General features: G+C 70.7%; 14 protein-coding genes. 4 read left to right on the top strand and 10 right to left on the bottom strand.

The window, feature by feature from the left end:
- Positions 1-153: 153 nt before the first annotated feature.
- Positions 154-1,914, bottom strand: coding sequence for a S8 family serine peptidase (locus tag ACFJGV_RS14245; protein WP_378144645.1), 1,761 nt, complete (start codon positions 1,912-1,914; stop codon positions 154-156).
- A gap of 102 nt (positions 1,915-2,016) precedes the next feature.
- On the opposite strand from ACFJGV_RS14245, the gene ACFJGV_RS14240 reads away from it, so the two are divergent.
- Positions 2,017-2,436: an SRPBCC family protein gene (locus ACFJGV_RS14240; RefSeq protein ID WP_378144644.1), complete on the top strand. Its 420-nt coding sequence runs from the start codon at positions 2,017-2,019 to the stop codon at positions 2,434-2,436.
- Between the two features lie 59 nt (positions 2,437-2,495).
- Positions 2,496-2,945: a MarR family winged helix-turn-helix transcriptional regulator gene (locus ACFJGV_RS14235; protein ID WP_378144643.1), complete on the top strand. Its 450-nt coding sequence runs from the start codon at positions 2,496-2,498 to the stop codon at positions 2,943-2,945.
- 15 nt (positions 2,946-2,960) lie between these two features.
- On the opposite strand, the gene ACFJGV_RS14230 is transcribed toward ACFJGV_RS14235, so the two are convergent.
- Both ACFJGV_RS14230 and ACFJGV_RS14225 read right to left on the bottom strand, forming a co-directional pair.
- Positions 2,961-4,370: an MFS transporter gene (locus ACFJGV_RS14230; protein WP_378144642.1), complete on the bottom strand. Its 1,410-nt coding sequence runs from the start codon at positions 4,368-4,370 to the stop codon at positions 2,961-2,963.
- Positions 4,363-4,791 (bottom strand): MarR family winged helix-turn-helix transcriptional regulator, encoded by a 429-nt coding sequence (locus tag ACFJGV_RS14225; protein WP_378144641.1) that lies wholly within the window; start codon positions 4,789-4,791, stop codon positions 4,363-4,365. The genes ACFJGV_RS14230 and ACFJGV_RS14225 overlap by 8 nt, the downstream gene beginning before the upstream one ends.
- 123 nt (positions 4,792-4,914) lie before the next feature.
- Between ACFJGV_RS14225 and ACFJGV_RS14220 the strand changes: the two genes are divergently transcribed.
- Both ACFJGV_RS14220 and ACFJGV_RS14215 read left to right on the top strand, forming a co-directional pair.
- Positions 4,915-6,075 (top strand): pyridoxal-phosphate-dependent aminotransferase family protein, encoded by a 1,161-nt coding sequence (locus tag ACFJGV_RS14220; RefSeq protein ID WP_378144640.1) that lies wholly within the window; start codon positions 4,915-4,917, stop codon positions 6,073-6,075.
- 3 nt (positions 6,076-6,078) lie between these two features.
- Complete coding sequence (locus ACFJGV_RS14215; protein WP_378144639.1) at positions 6,079-7,524, top strand: amidase; 1,446 nt, start codon at positions 6,079-6,081, stop codon at positions 7,522-7,524.
- Between the two features lie 22 nt (positions 7,525-7,546).
- Here ACFJGV_RS14215 and ACFJGV_RS14210 read toward each other — a convergent pair whose 3' ends face one another.
- From ACFJGV_RS14210 to ACFJGV_RS14180, 7 genes are all read right to left on the bottom strand, one after another.
- Positions 7,547-8,986 carry a LuxR C-terminal-related transcriptional regulator gene (locus ACFJGV_RS14210; protein WP_378144638.1) on the bottom strand — a complete coding sequence of 480 codons (1,440 nt, stop codon included), beginning with the start codon at positions 8,984-8,986 and terminating at the stop codon, positions 7,547-7,549.
- A gap of 62 nt (positions 8,987-9,048) precedes the next feature.
- A complete protein-coding gene (locus ACFJGV_RS14205; RefSeq protein ID WP_378144637.1) occupies positions 9,049-9,885 on the bottom strand; it encodes an IclR family transcriptional regulator in 837 nt (278 codons plus the stop codon).
- A gap of 52 nt (positions 9,886-9,937) precedes the next feature.
- Positions 9,938-11,098, bottom strand: a complete 1,161-nt coding sequence (locus tag ACFJGV_RS14200) for a pyridoxal-phosphate-dependent aminotransferase family protein (protein WP_378144636.1) — start codon at positions 11,096-11,098, stop codon at positions 9,938-9,940.
- Positions 11,099-11,124: 26 nt separating this feature from the next.
- Positions 11,125-12,051 carry an ABC transporter permease gene (locus ACFJGV_RS14195; protein WP_378148734.1) on the bottom strand — a complete coding sequence of 309 codons (927 nt, stop codon included), beginning with the start codon at positions 12,049-12,051 and terminating at the stop codon, positions 11,125-11,127.
- 5 nt (positions 12,052-12,056) lie between these two features.
- Positions 12,057-13,223 (bottom strand): ABC transporter permease, encoded by a 1,167-nt coding sequence (locus tag ACFJGV_RS14190; RefSeq protein WP_378144635.1) that lies wholly within the window; start codon positions 13,221-13,223, stop codon positions 12,057-12,059.
- Complete coding sequence (locus tag ACFJGV_RS14185) at positions 13,220-14,812, bottom strand: ABC transporter ATP-binding protein (protein WP_378144634.1); 1,593 nt, start codon at positions 14,810-14,812, stop codon at positions 13,220-13,222. The genes ACFJGV_RS14190 and ACFJGV_RS14185 overlap by 4 nt, the downstream gene beginning before the upstream one ends.
- Before the next feature lie 94 nt (positions 14,813-14,906).
- Positions 14,907-15,998 (bottom strand): BMP family protein, encoded by a 1,092-nt coding sequence (locus ACFJGV_RS14180; protein WP_378144633.1) that lies wholly within the window; start codon positions 15,996-15,998, stop codon positions 14,907-14,909.
- Positions 15,999-16,125: the final 127 nt, after the last annotated feature.

The raw sequence follows: 16,125 nt of genomic DNA, 5'->3' as shown, positions 1-16,125 counted from the left end.
ACGGCGCTTGCCGCAGGATGAGGTACCGCTGAGCGTGCGCCTCAGACCCCGTCGAGCCGCGAGAAGACGCCCTTCGTTCCCTCGCGAAGGGGCGCCTTCTCGCGGCTCGACGCAGTGCCTGGGGTGCCGAGGCGACAGCGCAACCCGGGCGAGTCAGCCGCGCCGTGCGTGGAGGCGGGCCGCTCGGAGGCGGGCGCCCGCCACCGCCGCGCCGGCCAGCAGCGTGAGCATCGCCACCGCGAGCAACGGCCCCGCCGGCGTGGCACCCGTGGCCGCCAGGGTGACGGAGGCGGATCCCGACGGCGAGGGGGCGGGGGCCGGGCCAGGGGCGCCCGCCAGGTCGGTCAGGAGCGCGGAGGCGTCGATGAGTCCCGACCCGACGACGTCCTCGTCGGCGAAGCCGAAGTCGGCGTAGGGGTTCACCATCGGTCTCGCCGTCCGCTGGGCGGCTGCGAGGATGGCGTCTGCACCGGCGCCCGGCTTCAGCGACCAGGCGAGGGCGAGGACGGCCGCCGCGTTCGGCGCGGCTGCCGACGTGCCGCTGAACCGGTACTGGACCTCGCCGTCGACGACGGAGCGGGAGCCGAAGAACGACGTCCGCGTCCCATCGACGCTGATCATCTGCGGCGCATGAACCACCTCGGGCTCGGGGAGCCGAGCGGCCGGCTGCTCGTCCTCGCGCGTCGGGCCGAAGAGCAGCGTCCCGGGCCCGAGCGAGCTGTAGTCGCGCAGGGTGTCGGGCGTCGACCAGCGGGCTGCGCCGATCGTCGCCGACACCGACCCGTCGGACTGGTGTCCGTACGTCGTCACGCCCACGCGGTCGGGACCGGTGCTGCGGTCGTACTCCACCGCCTGCACGTCGGCGCCGGCGATCTCGGGCGCGACGGTCACGGCCGGCAGGGAGTCGGGATCGGCGGCCGCGCGGACCACGACGAAGGCGTACTCACCGGCCTCGACCGGGTCGTCGAGAGGGTCGAGCGTGGCGGCGGTCACCCCGGGCCCCTCGGCGAGCGGGCGGGACGTCGCGATCAGCTCCGGCGTGTCCGACTCGAGGGAGTAGAGCTGCAGGACCAGCCGGGTCTTCGCCCCGTCCTGAGGCTCGCCCCACTGGATGAGCTCGTTCGGCGACTTCCCCTCCCCGAGGGTCAGGCCGTAGGTCGGATCGGGCGAGGCACCGGTCGGGTCGAAGTCGAGGCAGTCCACCACGGAGTCGTCGAGCGTGACCCACGCGGGGCATGCCAGGGGACGGTACGCCGGGGTCGACCAGCCGGAGATCGGCCGGCCCTCCGCGGCCGTCCCCGCGGCTCCGACGATGTTCTCGTTGCCCGCCGACGTCAGGTAGAGCACCCCCTGCGCCCTGACGTCCTCGATCGCCAGCGAGAGCGCGGTCTTCTGGTAGACGAGCTCTCCGGCGGGCGAGACGTCGTCGACGATGACCTGGGCGCCCGCGGCAGCGAGTGCGCGCACCGAATCCGCGGCCGTGTCCACGTTGCCGCCGGCACTGGCGAACACCAACCGGGCACCCGGCGCGATGCCGTGCACGAGCTGGGCCATCGCGCGGCCCTCGTCTATCCCGCCGCGCGTGCTCTCCTGCACGACCTCGACCGGCTGCTCGTAGCCGCACGGGTTGCCCGGCCCGGGGAGCACTCCCGAGGCCACGTCGTCCTGCCATGTCGTCACGCCCTGCGAGACGTCGAACGAGTCCGACATCAACCCGACCGTGACTCCGGATCCATCGACCCCGAAGGCGGCCCGCGCCTCGGCCGAGCGAAGAGGCCCGTCGGCCTCGACCGGGATCGAGCGGCAGCTGTCGACGGCGTGGGCCGGCGCGGAGACACCGGCGACGGCGCCGGTGAGCATCAGCGCACCGGCGGAGACGAGCAGGGCGGCCTTGGCCAGGAGGGGTGAGCGCACGCCTCGACGCTAGCGACCGCGGGGCGCAGGTCGCTCCCACGGGAGCAGTACTGCTCACGCCTCCGCTTGACGTACGCAATAGTAAGCGCGCATACTATCTCCATGATCACCCTCGCCTCCGCCACCCGCACGTCCTCCGCCCGCCCCGACCGCTTCTTCGCGAAATGGATCGACCACGCCTCCTGGCCCGCGTGGTCCCCCGACACGGAGTGGACCCGTGTGGAGGGGCCCGTCCGAGTCGGCGCCCGGGGCGTCCTGAAGCCCGCCGGCGGGCCGAAGACGGGGTTCACGATCTCTGAGTGCGAGAGGGATCGCGCGTACACCGATGTCAGCTCGGTCCCGGGCGCGCGGTTGACCTTCCGCCACACGGTCGAGCCGACCGAGACGGGATCGGAACTGGCCGTCGAGGTCCGGCTCGACGGCCCGCTGAGCTGGTTCTGGGCACGGACAGCATTCAAGGGCTTCGCCACCTCCGTGCCGGAGGACCTCGATCGCCTCATCGGCATCGTCGAGGCGGCGTGACCCCGAGAGACGACCGTCGATCACGGGCCGGATCCGGTCGCCCCTGAGAGGATGGCCTCGTGATCGACGGCCTGGGCACGCGCTTCGAGTCCGACGACGCCAGCCCTGGCTTCATGCTCTGGCGGGTGACGAACCGCTGGCAGGCGCTGATGCGCCGCACGCTCGCCCCCTTCGATCTGACCCACGTCCAGTTCGTGCTGCTCGCCGCGCTCACCTGGGCCTCCGACCGTCACGGCGTGACCCAGTCCGAGCTGGCGCAGAGTGTCCGCGTCGACACGATGATGGTCTCGCAGGTCCTGCGAGCCCTCGAGGCGAAGGGCCTGGTCGAGCGGCGGCCCGATCCCGCCGATCGGAGAGCACGCAGGGTCGTCGCGACCGCGGCGGGCGTCGAGGCGGCCCGCGCCGCCGTTCGCGCCGTCGAGGACGCCGACGAGGCCTTCTTCAGCGAGACCTCGTCGAAGCGCCAGACCCTCATCGAGCACCTCGCCGGGCTCGACAACGCGCCCTGACGCCGGCCCGGCTCGCTAGACCGACGAGATGGGGCCCGGCCCGGCGACCCCGCCACGGCCGCGGAGGTGGTCGGCGACGAGCGCGATCAGCACGGCAGCGCACCCGGCGGCCCCGAGTGCGAGGGCGAACTCGATCCCACTCCCGGTGGGATGCCCGTCGGTCGCCATGTGCGCCGCCAGCACCGCACCCGAGATGGCGCTCCCGAACGACCCGCCCACCGTGCGCAGCACCTGGTTGAAGCTCACCGCGCTCCCCAGCTCCGCGATGGCGACGCTGCGGGCGATGAGCCCCGGCATGGCCGCATAGGTGCTGCCGATCCCGACGCCGAACAGGAACATCCCGGCGAGGATCTCCCAGAGCTCGTCGTGGGCGATGAGCAGCAGGATCATCGACGCCGTGACGACGGCGGCTCCCAGGGGCAGCAGCGTCGTCATCCGGATGCGCCGGGTGATCACGTGCGTGAGCCGGTTGGCGAGGAAGCTGCCCACCGAGAGCGGGAACATCACGAAGCCAGCCCAGAACACGGGCAGGGCGATCCCGTATCCGGTCTCGGCGGGGGCCTGCGCGATGAGGCTGCCGATCGACAGACCCATGTACATCGCCGTGCCCAGACCGAACCCCGTGGCGTTGGCCAGCAGCACCTCGGGGTTCCGCAGCACTCGGAGGTTGATGAGCGGATGTGCGACCCTCAACTCGACCACGACCCAGAGGGCCAGCAGCACGGCGGCGGCCACGAAGCATCCGATCGTCGTCGGTGAGCCCCATCCCCACGTCGGCCCCTCGCTCACGGCTAGCAGGAGCGAGCCGAGCCCCGCGGCGAGCAGCAGGGCCCCCGGGACGTCGAACCCGGTACGGGGCGCCTCCCGGTCGGGGCCGCGCGGCACGACGACGAGCACCACGACGATGGCGGTCACGACGAACAGGGCCGCGAACCAGAAGGCCCACTCGTAGTCCGCGACGCCGGCGATGATGCCGGTCAGCGGGTAGCCGATCCCGATGCCCGTCGCCACGGTCACCGAGAGGCTCGAGATGCCTCGTGCCGTCTGCTCCTTCGGGAGATAGCGGCGTGCCAGCGCGATCGTGACCGGGACGATGCCGTACGTCAGGCCCTGCAGGGCACGCCCCACGAGGAACACGGTGAAGTCGGTGGCCGTCGCGGCGATCACCGAGCCCGCGAGGATCACGACGAGGGCGCCGATCAGCAGGGCCTTCTTGTGCGGCCCGTCACTCAGTCGACCCATCACCGGCGTCGCGACCGCACCGACGAGGAGGTTGACGGTGAGCATCCACTGCGCGGTGCCGATCGGGACGACGAGCTCTCGCGAGATGGTCGGCACGAGCAGCATGCCGAGCGAGCTGACGATCGCCGTCGACAGCGCGGCGTAGACGAGCGACGGCAGCAGACGCCGCCCCGGCTCACGCATCGGCGTCCGTCTCCGAGAGCTTCTGAAGCACGGGGACGACCGCCTCGAGGGCGGCCCGATCCGCGTCGTCGAGTCTCTCGCGGAGGGCACGTTCGAGCCACCGCGTGCCGCGAGCCCGCTCCTCCCCCAGTCGATCGCGCCCGTCGTCCGTCAGTCGCACCTGCACCCGTCGGCGGTCATCCGGGTCGACCGTGCGCGACACGAAGCCGCGATCCTCCAACTCCCTCAACGCCACGGCGACCGCCTGTGCGGTGATCTGCTCGGCCGCGGCGAGCTCGGCCGCGGTGGCCGCGCCCTGCTCGTCGAGCCGGGCGAGCATGCCCGTCTTGCTGAGCGAGAGCGTGCGCTCCTGCATCAACCGCCGGAACAGCGGACGGAGCGCGTCGCGGAAGGTCGAGGCGAGGTCGTCGGGATCGGGCACCGGGCGAGCCTATCTCGAATTGATCAATTACATTGCCTAACTAGTCCGGGGCGTGTGAACACTGCGTTTCGGATGCTCCATTCTTCTCGACTTGCGAGACGCCCTAGTCATATCGTGAGATCCATGAGAGCACCCGACTTCACCCTCGCCGCGGGACCGACGATGGCGTCCGCCCGCACCCTCGACGCGCTGGGATCGCAGATCGTCTACCACCTCGACCCCGTCTTCCTCGAGACCTTCCGCCGCACCACCGAGAAGGCGGCGGCGTTCTTCCGCACGTCGAACGACATGCTGCTGCTCCAGGGCGAGGGCATCATCGCCCTGGAGGGCGCCGGCCGCTCGCTGGTCACCCCGGGTATGCACGTGCTCAATCTCGTGCAGGGCGTCTACGGCAAGGGGATGGGCTCGTGGCTGACGGCGTGGGGCGCGGTTCTGCACGAGATCGAGGTCGACTACGACGACGCGGTCGACCCGGATGCGGTCGACGCCTACCTCGACGAGCATCCCGAGATCGAGCTGGTGACGGTCGTGCACTCGGAGACGCCGTCGGGCACGATCTCCGACTGCTCCCGCATCGGCCCGATCGCCCACCGGCACGGCGCGCTCACGCTGGTCGACGCGCTCTCCTCCGTCGGCGGGGTCCCCTTCGAGGCCGACGAGTGGCAGCTCGACGTCTGCGTCTCGGGCGGACAGAAGTGCCTCGGCGGGCCGGTCGGAGCGACCATGGTGTCGGTCAGTCCGGCCGCGTGGGAGCGGATGCTCGCCAACCCGCGCGCTCCCCGCTACTCCTACGTGTCGCTGATCGACTGGAAGGTGGGCTGGCTCGAGAACGGCACCTTCCCGTTCACGCCCTCGGTGACGGACGTCGTCGGGCTGGAGGCCGCTCTCGACCAGATGCTGGAGGAGGGTGTCGACGCCTCGATCGCGCGTCACGCCCGGGCCGCCGCGGTGACGCGTGCGGGGGTGCGCGCGATGGGCCTGTCGCTCTGGCCGCGGTCGGAGGCGATCTCGGGCAACCCCATCACGGCCGTCCGGGTGCCGGAGGGGATCGTCCACACCGACCTGTCGAAGCACATCCGCGAGCTCTACGGGGTCATGCTGTCGACCGGTCAGGGTGCCGGGAACATCATCCACATCGGGCACATGGGACCGACCGCGACGGGCCTCTACCCGATCATCGGGCTGACCGCGCTGGGCAGCGGGCTCCGCGACCTGGGCGTCGAGGTGGACCTGGGCGCGGGCATCGACGCCGCCATGGCCGAGTACACCCGGACGGCGGGCTGAGTGATGACGACCTCCGACGGCGACGAGCTCGCCTGGCTCTCGGCGACCACGATCGCCCAGCGGGTCCGCAGCGGCGACCTCCGCGTCGTCGAGATCGCCGAGCAGTGCCTCGAGCGCGTGCGGCGGCTGAACCCGACGCTGAACGCGCTCGTCCACCACGACCCCGACCAGGTGCGCGCCGATGCCGCGCGCCTCGACGCCGCGATCGCCCGGGGCGACGATCCAGGGCCGCTCGCCGGCGTACCGTACTCGCTCAAGGAGAGCACGGCCGCCGCGGGGCTGCCCCACACAGGCGGCATGAAGGCCGCCGAGGGACACCTCGCCGAGACGGACGCGGTGGTGACGCAGCGCCTGGCCGGCGCAGGCGGTCTGTTCCTCGGCAAGACGAACCTCCCCGAGAACGGGTACAAGGGCGTCACCGACAATCACCTCTACGGCGCCACACGCAATCCGTGGAACACCGACTGGTCACCCGGAGGGTCGACCGGCGGTGGTGCGGCGGGCGTGGCCGCCGGTCTGACCGCGATCGCGGACGGCAGCGACGGTGCCGGCTCGATCCGCATCCCTGCCGCGATGTGCGGGGTCGTCGGGTTCAAGCCGTCGACCGGGCGCATCCCGCAGCAGCTGCTGCCGACCGGGTTCGCAACCTTCCTCAGCCACGGCGTCCTGGCGAGGACCGTCGTCGACGCGGCGCTCATGGCGAGCGTCGAGGCCGGCCCGGATGCCGTCGATCCGCTGAGTCTCCCCGCGGGCGACGTCGACTGGCGCGCGGCCGTCGACCTCGGCGACGGCGACCCCGACCTCACCGGGTGGCGGATCGCCTGGTCGCCCGACCTCGGCTTCGACCACCCGACCGACTCCGAGGTGCTCGCTCTCTGCGAGGACGCGGTGCGGCGCTTCGCCGACCTCGGCGCGACGGTCGTGGATGCGACCCCCACCTGGTCGGGCGTCGAGGAGGCGATGTGGTCGGCGGTCTGGCTGCCGGCCTACGCCGGCGACGCCGACTACTACGACTGGGACGCCCTCGAGGGCCAGGTCGACCCCGAGCTCAGAGAGATCGCGTTCGCCGGCGCCCGTCAGACGGGCGCCGAGATCGCGGCGGGGGAGATCGGACGCACCGCCGTCTACCGCGCGTTCCGTGGCTTCATGGAGGAGCACGACGTCCTCGTCAGCCCGACGATCCGCGTCGCGCGCATCCCGGTCGGTCTGTACGGCCCGCCGCACCTCGACGGCCTCCCGCTCCGGCAGCGGATGCTCGGCTGGCTGAACACCTACCCCTTCAACATGACCGGCACGCCTGCCATCTCGATCCCGGTCGGCGTGACCGCCACCGGCTTCCCCGTCGGCCTCCAGCTCGCGGGGGGCCACCTCGCCGACGCCCGCGTGCTGAGGGCCGCCGCCGCCCTCGAGCGCGCCCTTCCCCGGGTCGCCCATCCGTCGGTCGACTGAGATCCCACCTCCTGGCCCCCGGTCAGGAACGGGAGGAGGGGATGTCGTAGAAGCCCGCGGCGTCGAGCGCAGCCAGGGCCTCGGCTCGGCCGGAGACGTCGAGCTTGGCGTAGAGGTTTCGCAGGTGCACCTTGATGGTGTTGAGCGACACCCCCAGCTGCGCGGCCAGCTGGGCGTTCGTGGCCGCGCCCGATAGGGACCGCGCGAGGACGTCCTCGCGCGCGGTCAGCGTCGGGAGCGCCGGCCGGACGTGGGCTTGATCCGGCACCGCGCTCACCCGGGCGGCAAGATCCGCGATCGCCGGTTGCATCGCGGCCGGCGCCGTGGCGGCGAACCGGGACAGGAGGGCGCCGGTCTCGACCTTGGGGACGGTCAGCAGGGGCGTATAGGAGCCGGACTCGTGGAGAAGGTGGAAGGCCTCGGCGAACTCCTCGTCAGCGCCGGCGTGAGCGCCGAGACGTTCGGAGGCGACAGCCCGACGCAGCAGCAGCGGAGGGATGGTGCGCAGGCAGTGCCGGCTGCCCATCCTCACGCACTCATCGGTCACCCTCAGCGCCTCCCTGTCGCGGCCCAGTTGCAGGTAAGCGGCTGACCTCTGCATGTCGAAGCACAACGAGTGCCCCGGCGGCGACGGCTCATCCTGCAGCAGCGACAACGCCTGTCCTGCGTCTCCCCGAAGCAGGAGCAGGTCGGCGCGGATGCCGACCGTGAACCCGCGGATCATCGCCAGCATCTCCTCCTGGCCGGTTCCCTGCAGCACCCTCCGCGTCAACGCGAGTGCCTCCGCGAGCTCACCCCGGCACAGGTGCGCCATCGCCAGCGTCGCCGTCGCCGTGGAGGTCCAGATCGGCGAGCCACCACCGAGCCGACGGAACGAGTCGGAGAGACGGGTGAGTCCGGTGGCATCCAGGGCGGCCGAGGCGATCAGCACCTGGGCGAGCATGAGCGGGAAGTCTGCGTGCGAGGGCGCCCATCCCCATTCCTGCCGGAGCTCCTCGGCGGCCGCGACGGCGACGGTCGCAGCCGCGTACTCTCCGTTCAGGGCCCGGCCCACCGCCAGGAGTCCCGTCGCTCGATAACGCACCGCAGGGTCGAGAGAGTCGGAGCGGAGGGCGAGCTTCGCGTACCGCGTGGTCTCGATCGTCGCCCCGGCGGTCGCGTACGCCTCCGCCACGGCGAGGAGCAGCAGCCCCGCACCAGCTCTAGCCGTGTCGATCACGCCCGAGGCAGACACCCTTCGGATCTCCTTCGATCCGAGCTCCACCGCGGCCTCGACCCGACCCGTCGCGGTGCGCGCGGCGACCATCACCGCGCTGGCGACCAGCCGCACATCGGCGGGCAGAGAAGCCAGCAGCTCAGGGGACAGACCGGCGTAGCGTTCCCACTCGTGCTGCGGGAGAGGGTCGCCCCCGGGCAGGACGGACCCCATCACCACCTCGAACCGGAGGCCAGAAGACGACATGGACAGATGCTAGACCGAGGACGGCCCTCCCCCGTCGCGACCGATCTCCGATGCCGTGAGGGTCAGCGCTTGGCGAGGGCCGCGTCGAGCTCCTGGGCAGCGGCGCGCACGGCCTCCGCGATCTCCTCGCGGTGCTCCTCCGAGAGGCGGTAGCCGGGAGCCACCACCGTGATCGCGCCGACGAGCGCGCCCTTCGCGTGGACGCCGGCGGCGCTCGCCCACACGCCCTGGTCGACCTCGCCGGCGCTCTCGGCGTAGCCCTCGGCGCGGATCTGCTCGAGGTCGGCCTCGAGGCGCTGACGCGCGGCCTTCGACATCGTCGACCCCACGCGGGCGAGGTACTGGTTCAGCTTCGCCTGCGAGAGGGAGCTGAGCAGGATCTTCGCCGCCGCTCCCCCGTGCAGCGGCATGAGGTTGCCGGGCTGGAACGAGATCGAGATCGGATGGTCGGACTCGGCGATGGCGAGGCAGACCGCGGAGTCGTTGACCCGCCGCAGGTAGAGCGCAGTCTCGCCGGTGCGCTGCGTGAGGCGGTCGAGCACGGGCTGCGCCTGCGACCGGTAGTCGAACGTGGCCTCCGCGGCGCGCGCCAGCTTGAGCACCTGTGGCGACAGCACGAAGCGACCCTTCTCGCGCTCCTCGATGAGGTCGAGCTCGCGCAGCAGCGAGATGTACCGGTAGGCGCTCGGCACCGAGATGTCGTGATCCTCGAGGAGGTTCTCGACCGTCAGCTCGGGGGCGTTCTCGGTGAACTGCAGCAAGATCTGGAGAGCACGCCGCGCGCTGTCGACACCCTTGGTGCGCTGCGGCGCCGAGGCCGTCGTGTCGTCTCCGTCGGATGCCAGGGCTGCCTCAGAGGATCGTCTTCTCCGCCTCGTGGGCGTCTGTGCGTCATCCATGATGAATTCTCCGTCGATCTTAGCTTCGGCTGACCACCATGATGTCGTCGTGTCAGAGGCGCTGTGCGCTCAGCACGCCGAGCGCGGCCTCCAGTCCGGCACCGATGTCCACTGTCACACCGAGGTCCGCCAGCGAGCGGCCGAGAGCGGACAGTCCGACGATCGAATGGAGTCCTCCCGCGGTCGGCCCCATGTGCGAGAGCCGGATGAGGTTCCCCGCCCCCTGACCGTGCGACAGCATCACACCGTACACCTCTCTCGCGTGATCCCGCACGAGGGCGTTGTCGATGTGGTCGGGAAGCCGGATGGAGGTCACGCACGCGGAGGCGATCTCCTCCCGGACGGCCCAGAGCTCGAGCCCCATGGCCTTCGCTCCCGTGCGCGTGACGTGCGCCGCGGCCTCGTGACGGGCGACGACCGCGTCGACGCCCTCCTCGAGCGCCTGGTCGAGAGCGGCCTCCAGACCGTTCACGTCGCTCACGGAGGGCGTGTAGGGGAAGCGGCCCTCGCCGAGCCACTTCTCCTTCCAGTCGATCAGCGACAGGTACGAGTCGCGCGGAGCGGCGGGGTTGGCGTAGATCGCCTCCCACGCCCGCTCGCTGACCGAGACGAGCGCGATGCCGGGAGGGCCCCCGAGGCACTTCTGGGCGCCCATCACGCAGAGGTCGAGACCCCACTCGTCGGTCTCCCACGGCATCCCGAGCACACCCGAGACCGTGTCGACGTAGGTGAGGATGCCGCGGTCGCGGCACATCGGACCGATGCGCGCGACGTCGGTGACGGTGCCCGAGGGGGTCTCCGACGCGACCAGGCACACCATCCGGATCTCGGGGTGCTCGTCGAGGTACGCCTCGACCTGCTCGGGCGTCACCGCGTCGTCGTAGCCCACCTCGATCTCGTGCAGCTCGGCGCCGAAGTCGGCGATCCAGTAGCCGGTTCCCTTGCCGAACACACCCTGCACGAGGTTGAGCACGGGCATGCCCGGGGTGATGAGCGAGCGCAGCGCGCCCTCGAGGCCGACGATCGCCTCGCCCTGCATGAGCAGGATGTCGTTCGACGTCTTGAGGATCTGGGCGACCTTCTCCTGCGTCCGCGTGAACGTCGCCCGGAACTCAGGGTCGTAGTGGTACAGGATCGGCTTCCCGAGTCCGGCCAGGGTGCGGGCCGTGACCGTGACCGGTCCGGCCGAGAGGGTGAAGTCGGGGGCTGCCATGGTGATGCCTCTCTTCCCGGCGCGCGTCAGCGCGCGCCTCGGATGTACGGTGCCCCGAGCGCCGGCGGGACCACCGAGCTGCGCGCGAAGACGATGAGCGTGAGGATGACGACGATGAACGGCAGCATCTTGATGACGTCCGCCGGGATGGCGAAGCCGATCACCTGGAGGGCGGGCCCGACGGCCACCGCCACGCCGTAGACCAGCGACGTGATCATCACCAGGGCGATCCGGCCGCGCGAGAGCATCGTGATCACGATCGCGATGAAGCCCAGGCCGTTGGTGAGGAACCCCGTGAAGGTGGCCGTGGTGAGCACCGCCAGGTAGGCGCCGCCGAGGCCGACGAACGCACCACTCAGCAGCACGGCGATCGATCGGGTGCGCAGCACGCTGCCGCCCGCCGCGTCGAGCGACGAGGGCTTCTGCCCGGCGGCCCGCGTGGCGAGACCCCAGTTGGTCTTCGTCAGCAGGAAGCCGACCGCGACGACGAGCAGCAGCATGACCCAGAAGATGCTGGACTGCTGGAAGACGGCCTGACCGACGATCGGGATGTCGGCGAGCCCCGGGACCGGCAGGCTGGGAGCCTGTCCGAGGCTGGCGTTCGCCTTCGCGTAGTTCTGCAGGTACAGCACGCTCGTGATGCCCTCGCCGATCAGCGTCACCGCGAGACCGATCACGATCTGGTTCAGCCCGAGCCAGACGTTGAGGACGAGCATCGCCAGGTTGCCGACGATCCCGCCGAGCGCGCCCCCGAGCATCCCGAGCCAGAAGCTGCCGGTGGTGAGGGTCACGACGAACCCGGAGTAGGCGCCGATGAGCATCACGCCCTCGATGCCGAGGTTCAGCACGCCCGCCTGCTCGCCGATCGTCTCTCCGACGGAGGCGAGCAGCAGCGGCATCGTCTGGGCGATCACCGAGGCCACGAAGACGGTGATGAAGGTGGCCGACAGCATGTCGCTCACAGGGATCCCCTCCCGTCGCGCTGGAACGGTCTCACGAGCGTGCGGCGGAGCCCGGCCGGGAGGTAGCTCTGGCCGAGTCGGCGACGCTCGCCGACGTACTCCGTGATGGTCATGAAGAGCAGGATCAGGCCGACGATGACGAGCAGGAAGTCGACGTTCAGACCCGCCTGCTGAGCGGCGAGCGTGCCGCCGGTGGCGAGGATCGCGTAGAACGCGACGAGCGGGATCGCCGCGAGCGGGCTGAGCCTGGCGAGGAAGACGAACGGCATGACGGCGTCGCCGTAGTGCGGATCCCAGTTGGCGCGCTGGTAGCTGTACTGACCGAGCACGTCGATCGACCCGGCGAACGCGATGAGACCGCTCGAGATCGCGAAGAGCAGGATGACCATCCACGTCGAGTTGATGCCGACGTGCCTGGCCGCCTTGGGGCTGGCCCCGAAGACGTCCATCCGGAGGCCGAAGGACGTCCGGGTGAGCACGAACTGCGCCACGACCGCGAGCACGATGGCGAGCACGAAGCCGATGTGGATCTGGGTGCCCGGGATGTAGGGCAGCAGCTGGTCGTCGGGGATCACCGCGGTCTGGGGCTGCGGCGTCGACGGGTCCTTGAACGGCCCCTTGATGAGGAGGTTCGCCACCCCCACCCCGATGAACGACATGACGAGGGAGGTGATGATCTCGTTGGTGCCGTAGCGGGCCTTGAGGATGGCCGGGATGAGCGACCACACCGCCCCGACGAGGATCGCGCCGACGAAGATGATCAGCGTCGCGAGCCACGCGGGCATGACGGCGAACAGGTACGGGCCCATCCCCGAGGCGACGACCGCGCCGAGCAGGTACTGGCCGTTGTAGCCGAGGTTCCACAGCTGACCGCGGAAGGCCACGATGAGGCCCACCGCGATGATGACGAGCGGCGCCATCAGCACGAGGCTGCGCTGCCAGTTGCCGCCGGAGAGTCCGTACGTCCAGACGCCCTGGAAGAAGGCGAGCGGGCTGCTGCCCATCGCGAGCATGATGAAGCCCGCGACGATGAGGGCGAGAAGCACGGGCAGGATCGAGCGGACGAGTCCGTCGACGATGGCGCGCCCCCTGCTCTGCTCGATGCCCCTCAGCGCGGGCCGCTGGCCGGCCGGCTTCAGCTCCGGTTCGGTGTCGATGCTCATCGGGTCTGCTCCGCTTCCAGGACGTCCTCGCCCTCGATGGCGCCGGTCATGTAGTGGCCCACCTTCTCGGCCGTGCCGGGGCCGTCGTTCGTGACGCCGCCGACGATCTGCCCGCTCGAGATGACCTCGATGCGGTGCGACAGCTCGACGAGCTCGTCGAGGTCGGTCGACAGCAGGAGCACGGAGCCGCCCTGGGCGGCGAAGTCGATGAGGATCTCGCGGACGAGCCTCACCGTCTTCAGGTCGAGCCCGTACGTGGGCTTGTTGACCACGACGAGCCGTGCGCCGTGGGTGAGCTCGCGGGCGAGCAGGATCTTCTGGATGTTGCCGCCCGAGAGGGTGCCGGCGCGGGTCGCCGGCGACGGGGTGCGGATGCCGTACTCCTCGATCAGGCGCTCGGCCTCTGCGTCGACGGCCTTGCGCTGGATCTGCCCGAACCTCCAGAACGGGCGCTGCCCGATCCGCTTGATGACGAGGTTGAGCGCGACCGACATCGAGCCGACCGTGCCCTCGTGGAGGCGGTCGTCGGTGACGTAGCGGAGGCCCAGCTGCTGCCTCGCGCGCACGCCCTGCTTGGTGACGTCCTGACCGTCGAAGCGGACCGTGCCCGAGGAGGCCGAGCGCTGCCCGGCGACCACCTCGGCGAGCGCACCCTGCCCGTGTCCGTCGATCCCCGCTATGCCGAGGATCTCGCCCTCGTGCACGCGGATCGTCACATCCCGCGCCTCGACGTCGCGGCCGTGTCCCTTGCTCGAGACGCCGGTGAGCTCGAGCCGCACGGGGCGCGAGGCGAGGTCGATGCCGCGGGTCTCGCGCGAGGCGTCGACGGCCCCCGCGAGCTCGGCGGCGTCATCCACCTTGGCGAGGTCGTCGCCGAACATGGCTCGGAGGATGGCATCCTGCGCCTGCTGCTCGCTGTAGCTGCGCAGCTCGTCCACCCCGATGTGGCCGACGTTCCGGCCGCCCCTCAGCACGGTGACGCAGTCGCCCATGGCGTACGCCTCGCGCAGCTTGTGCGTGATGAAGACGACGGCGAGACCCTGCGCCTTCACCCGCGCCACGCTCTCGCCGAGGTGCTCGATCGCCTGGGGCGTGAGCATCGAGGTCGGCTCGTCGAGCACGAGGAGGCGGCTGCCCTTCCAGATAGCCTTCGCGATCTCGACCTGCTGCTGCTGGCCGAGCCCGAGGTCGGAGGTCAACGCGTGCGGGTCGATGCGAGCGCCGAGCAGGTCGGAGAGCTCGTCGAGCCGCTCCAGCGCCGCCTTCTTGCCCTGCAGGAACCTGGTCTCGCCGAGCATGAGGTTCTCGAGCACGGTGAAGGCGGGCACCAGCGTCGAGTGCTGGTGGACGACGCCGATGCCGTAGTCGACGGCGATCTTCGGCGAGTTGATGGCGACCGGCTTGCCGTTGATCGAGATCGTGCCCGAGTCGGGCTGCTGCATGCCGGCGAGGATGCTGATGAGGGTCGACTTGCCGGCACCGTTCTCACCGAGCAGGCAGTGCACCTGGCCGCTGACGATGTCGAGCGAGATGTGGTCGTTCGCCACGACCCCCGGGAAGGCCTTCGTGATCTCGTGGAGCGAGATCACGTCCGGGGGCGGTCGGTGATGTCACGGGGCGGGTCTCCTAGCGTGGGGCGGGCGGCGCCGGACCGGGGTCCGGCACCGCCCGGGAGGGTGTGGGTCAGGCGCCCTTCTTGGCGATCACCGCGGTGACCTCGTCGGCCGTGCTGGCCGCGGTGGGCGTGATCGACCCGTCGGCGATGCCCTTCTTGGCCGTGTCGATCGCGGACTGGATCTCCGCGGTCAGGTTCGCGGTCTCCTGGAGCGAGAGGCCGCCGTTGTCGACGGTGAGGTCGTAGCCCTCCTTGCCGAACGAGCCCGCCTCGATGTCGGCGATCGCCTTCTCGTAGGTGGGTCCGTAGTTCCAGAGCACCGAGGTGAGCAGCACGCTCGGGTCGCTGAGGCCCGAGGTCACGTCGCCGATGTCGGCGATGTACTTCACGCCCGGGGCCGCCTCGACGGCCTGCAGGTAGCCGTGGGTCGCGCCGTCGCCCATGCCGAAGATGACGTCGGCGCCCGAGGCGATGAGCTGCTCGGTCGCGGTCTTGCCGCCCGCCGCATCCGCGTAGGCCGCGGGCCCGACGGAGGTGTAGAGGACGTTGATCGACGGGTCGACGCTGTAGACGCCCTCGGCGAAGCCCGCGGCCATCTTGAACCAGTTGAGGTCGTCGGCGGAGACCACGATGCCGATCGTCTTGCTCTTCGTCGTCATCGCCGCGGCGATGCCGGCGAGGTAGCCGCCCTCCTGAGCCTCGGTCTTGGTGACCGCGACCTTGCCCGGGATGTTGTCGCCGGCATCCTGGATGAGGATCGGCACGTTCTTGTCCTGCGCGACGCTGGTCGCGGCGACGCCGTAGCCGGACGCGTGGGCGATGATGAACTGCGCACCGCCGTCGGCCACCTGGCCGAGCACGGTCTCCGCGTTGTCCCACCCGGCATCCGGCACGAGGGTGACCTCGATGCCGAGGTCGGTGGCCGCCTGGTCGGCGCCCATGAGGCCGGCCTGGTTCCAGCCGAAGTCGGACTCGTTCTCGGGGGCGACGAGGGCGAACTTCGTCACCTCGGTGCCCGCCGAGGAGGTGGAGCCCGCGTTGGAGTCGTCGCCGCGGCCGCCTGAACAGGCTGCGAGTCCGATCGCGAGGGCGCCCGCGGCCGTGAGCGCGGCGACGCGGGAGACGGTGCGGCTGCTGTTGCCGCCAGTGAATGTGAACATTGCCGAACGATCCTTCCGAGTGGACGATGCCCCGAACCGCTTCGTTGTGTTCCGGTGCACTTTCTCACAATGTGTCGGGGTAGCGATACAGTATGAGAAGACGCCGACAGCGTCAACGATGAGTTCC

Source organism: Cnuibacter sp. UC19_7 (genome assembly GCF_042699995.1).
Classification (GTDB): Bacteria; Actinomycetota; Actinomycetes; order Actinomycetales; family Microbacteriaceae; genus Cnuibacter.
Note: the sequence above shows the minus strand (reverse complement) of the source record. Positions and strands in the feature narration are given on the sequence as shown.

What these genes read in the sequence shown, in the direction of transcription:
- ACFJGV_RS14205 (WP_378144637.1), bottom strand. Translation starts at nt 9,885, where the DNA reads ATGGATGACGCACAGACGCCCACGAGGCGGAGAAGACGATCCTCTGAG.
- ACFJGV_RS14200 (WP_378144636.1), bottom strand. Translation starts at nt 11,098, where the DNA reads ATGGCAGCCCCCGACTTCACCCTCTCGGCCGGACCGGTCACGGTCACG.
- ACFJGV_RS14210 (WP_378144638.1), bottom strand. Translation starts at nt 8,986, where the DNA reads ATGTCGTCTTCTGGCCTCCGGTTCGAGGTGGTGATGGGGTCCGTCCTG.
- ACFJGV_RS14190 (WP_378144635.1), bottom strand. Translation starts at nt 13,223, where the DNA reads ATGAGCATCGACACCGAACCGGAGCTGAAGCCGGCCGGCCAGCGGCCC.
- ACFJGV_RS14215 (WP_378144639.1), top strand. Translation starts at nt 6,079, where the DNA reads ATGACGACCTCCGACGGCGACGAGCTCGCCTGGCTCTCGGCGACCACG.
- ACFJGV_RS14240 (WP_378144644.1), top strand. Translation starts at nt 2,017, where the DNA reads ATGATCACCCTCGCCTCCGCCACCCGCACGTCCTCCGCCCGCCCCGAC.
- ACFJGV_RS14180 (WP_378144633.1), bottom strand. Translation starts at nt 15,998, where the DNA reads ATGTTCACATTCACTGGCGGCAACAGCAGCCGCACCGTCTCCCGCGTC.
- ACFJGV_RS14220 (WP_378144640.1), top strand. Translation starts at nt 4,915, where the DNA reads ATGAGAGCACCCGACTTCACCCTCGCCGCGGGACCGACGATGGCGTCC.
- ACFJGV_RS14195 (WP_378148734.1), bottom strand. Translation starts at nt 12,051, where the DNA reads ATGCTGTCGGCCACCTTCATCACCGTCTTCGTGGCCTCGGTGATCGCC.
- ACFJGV_RS14230 (WP_378144642.1), bottom strand. Translation starts at nt 4,370, where the DNA reads ATGCGTGAGCCGGGGCGGCGTCTGCTGCCGTCGCTCGTCTACGCCGCG.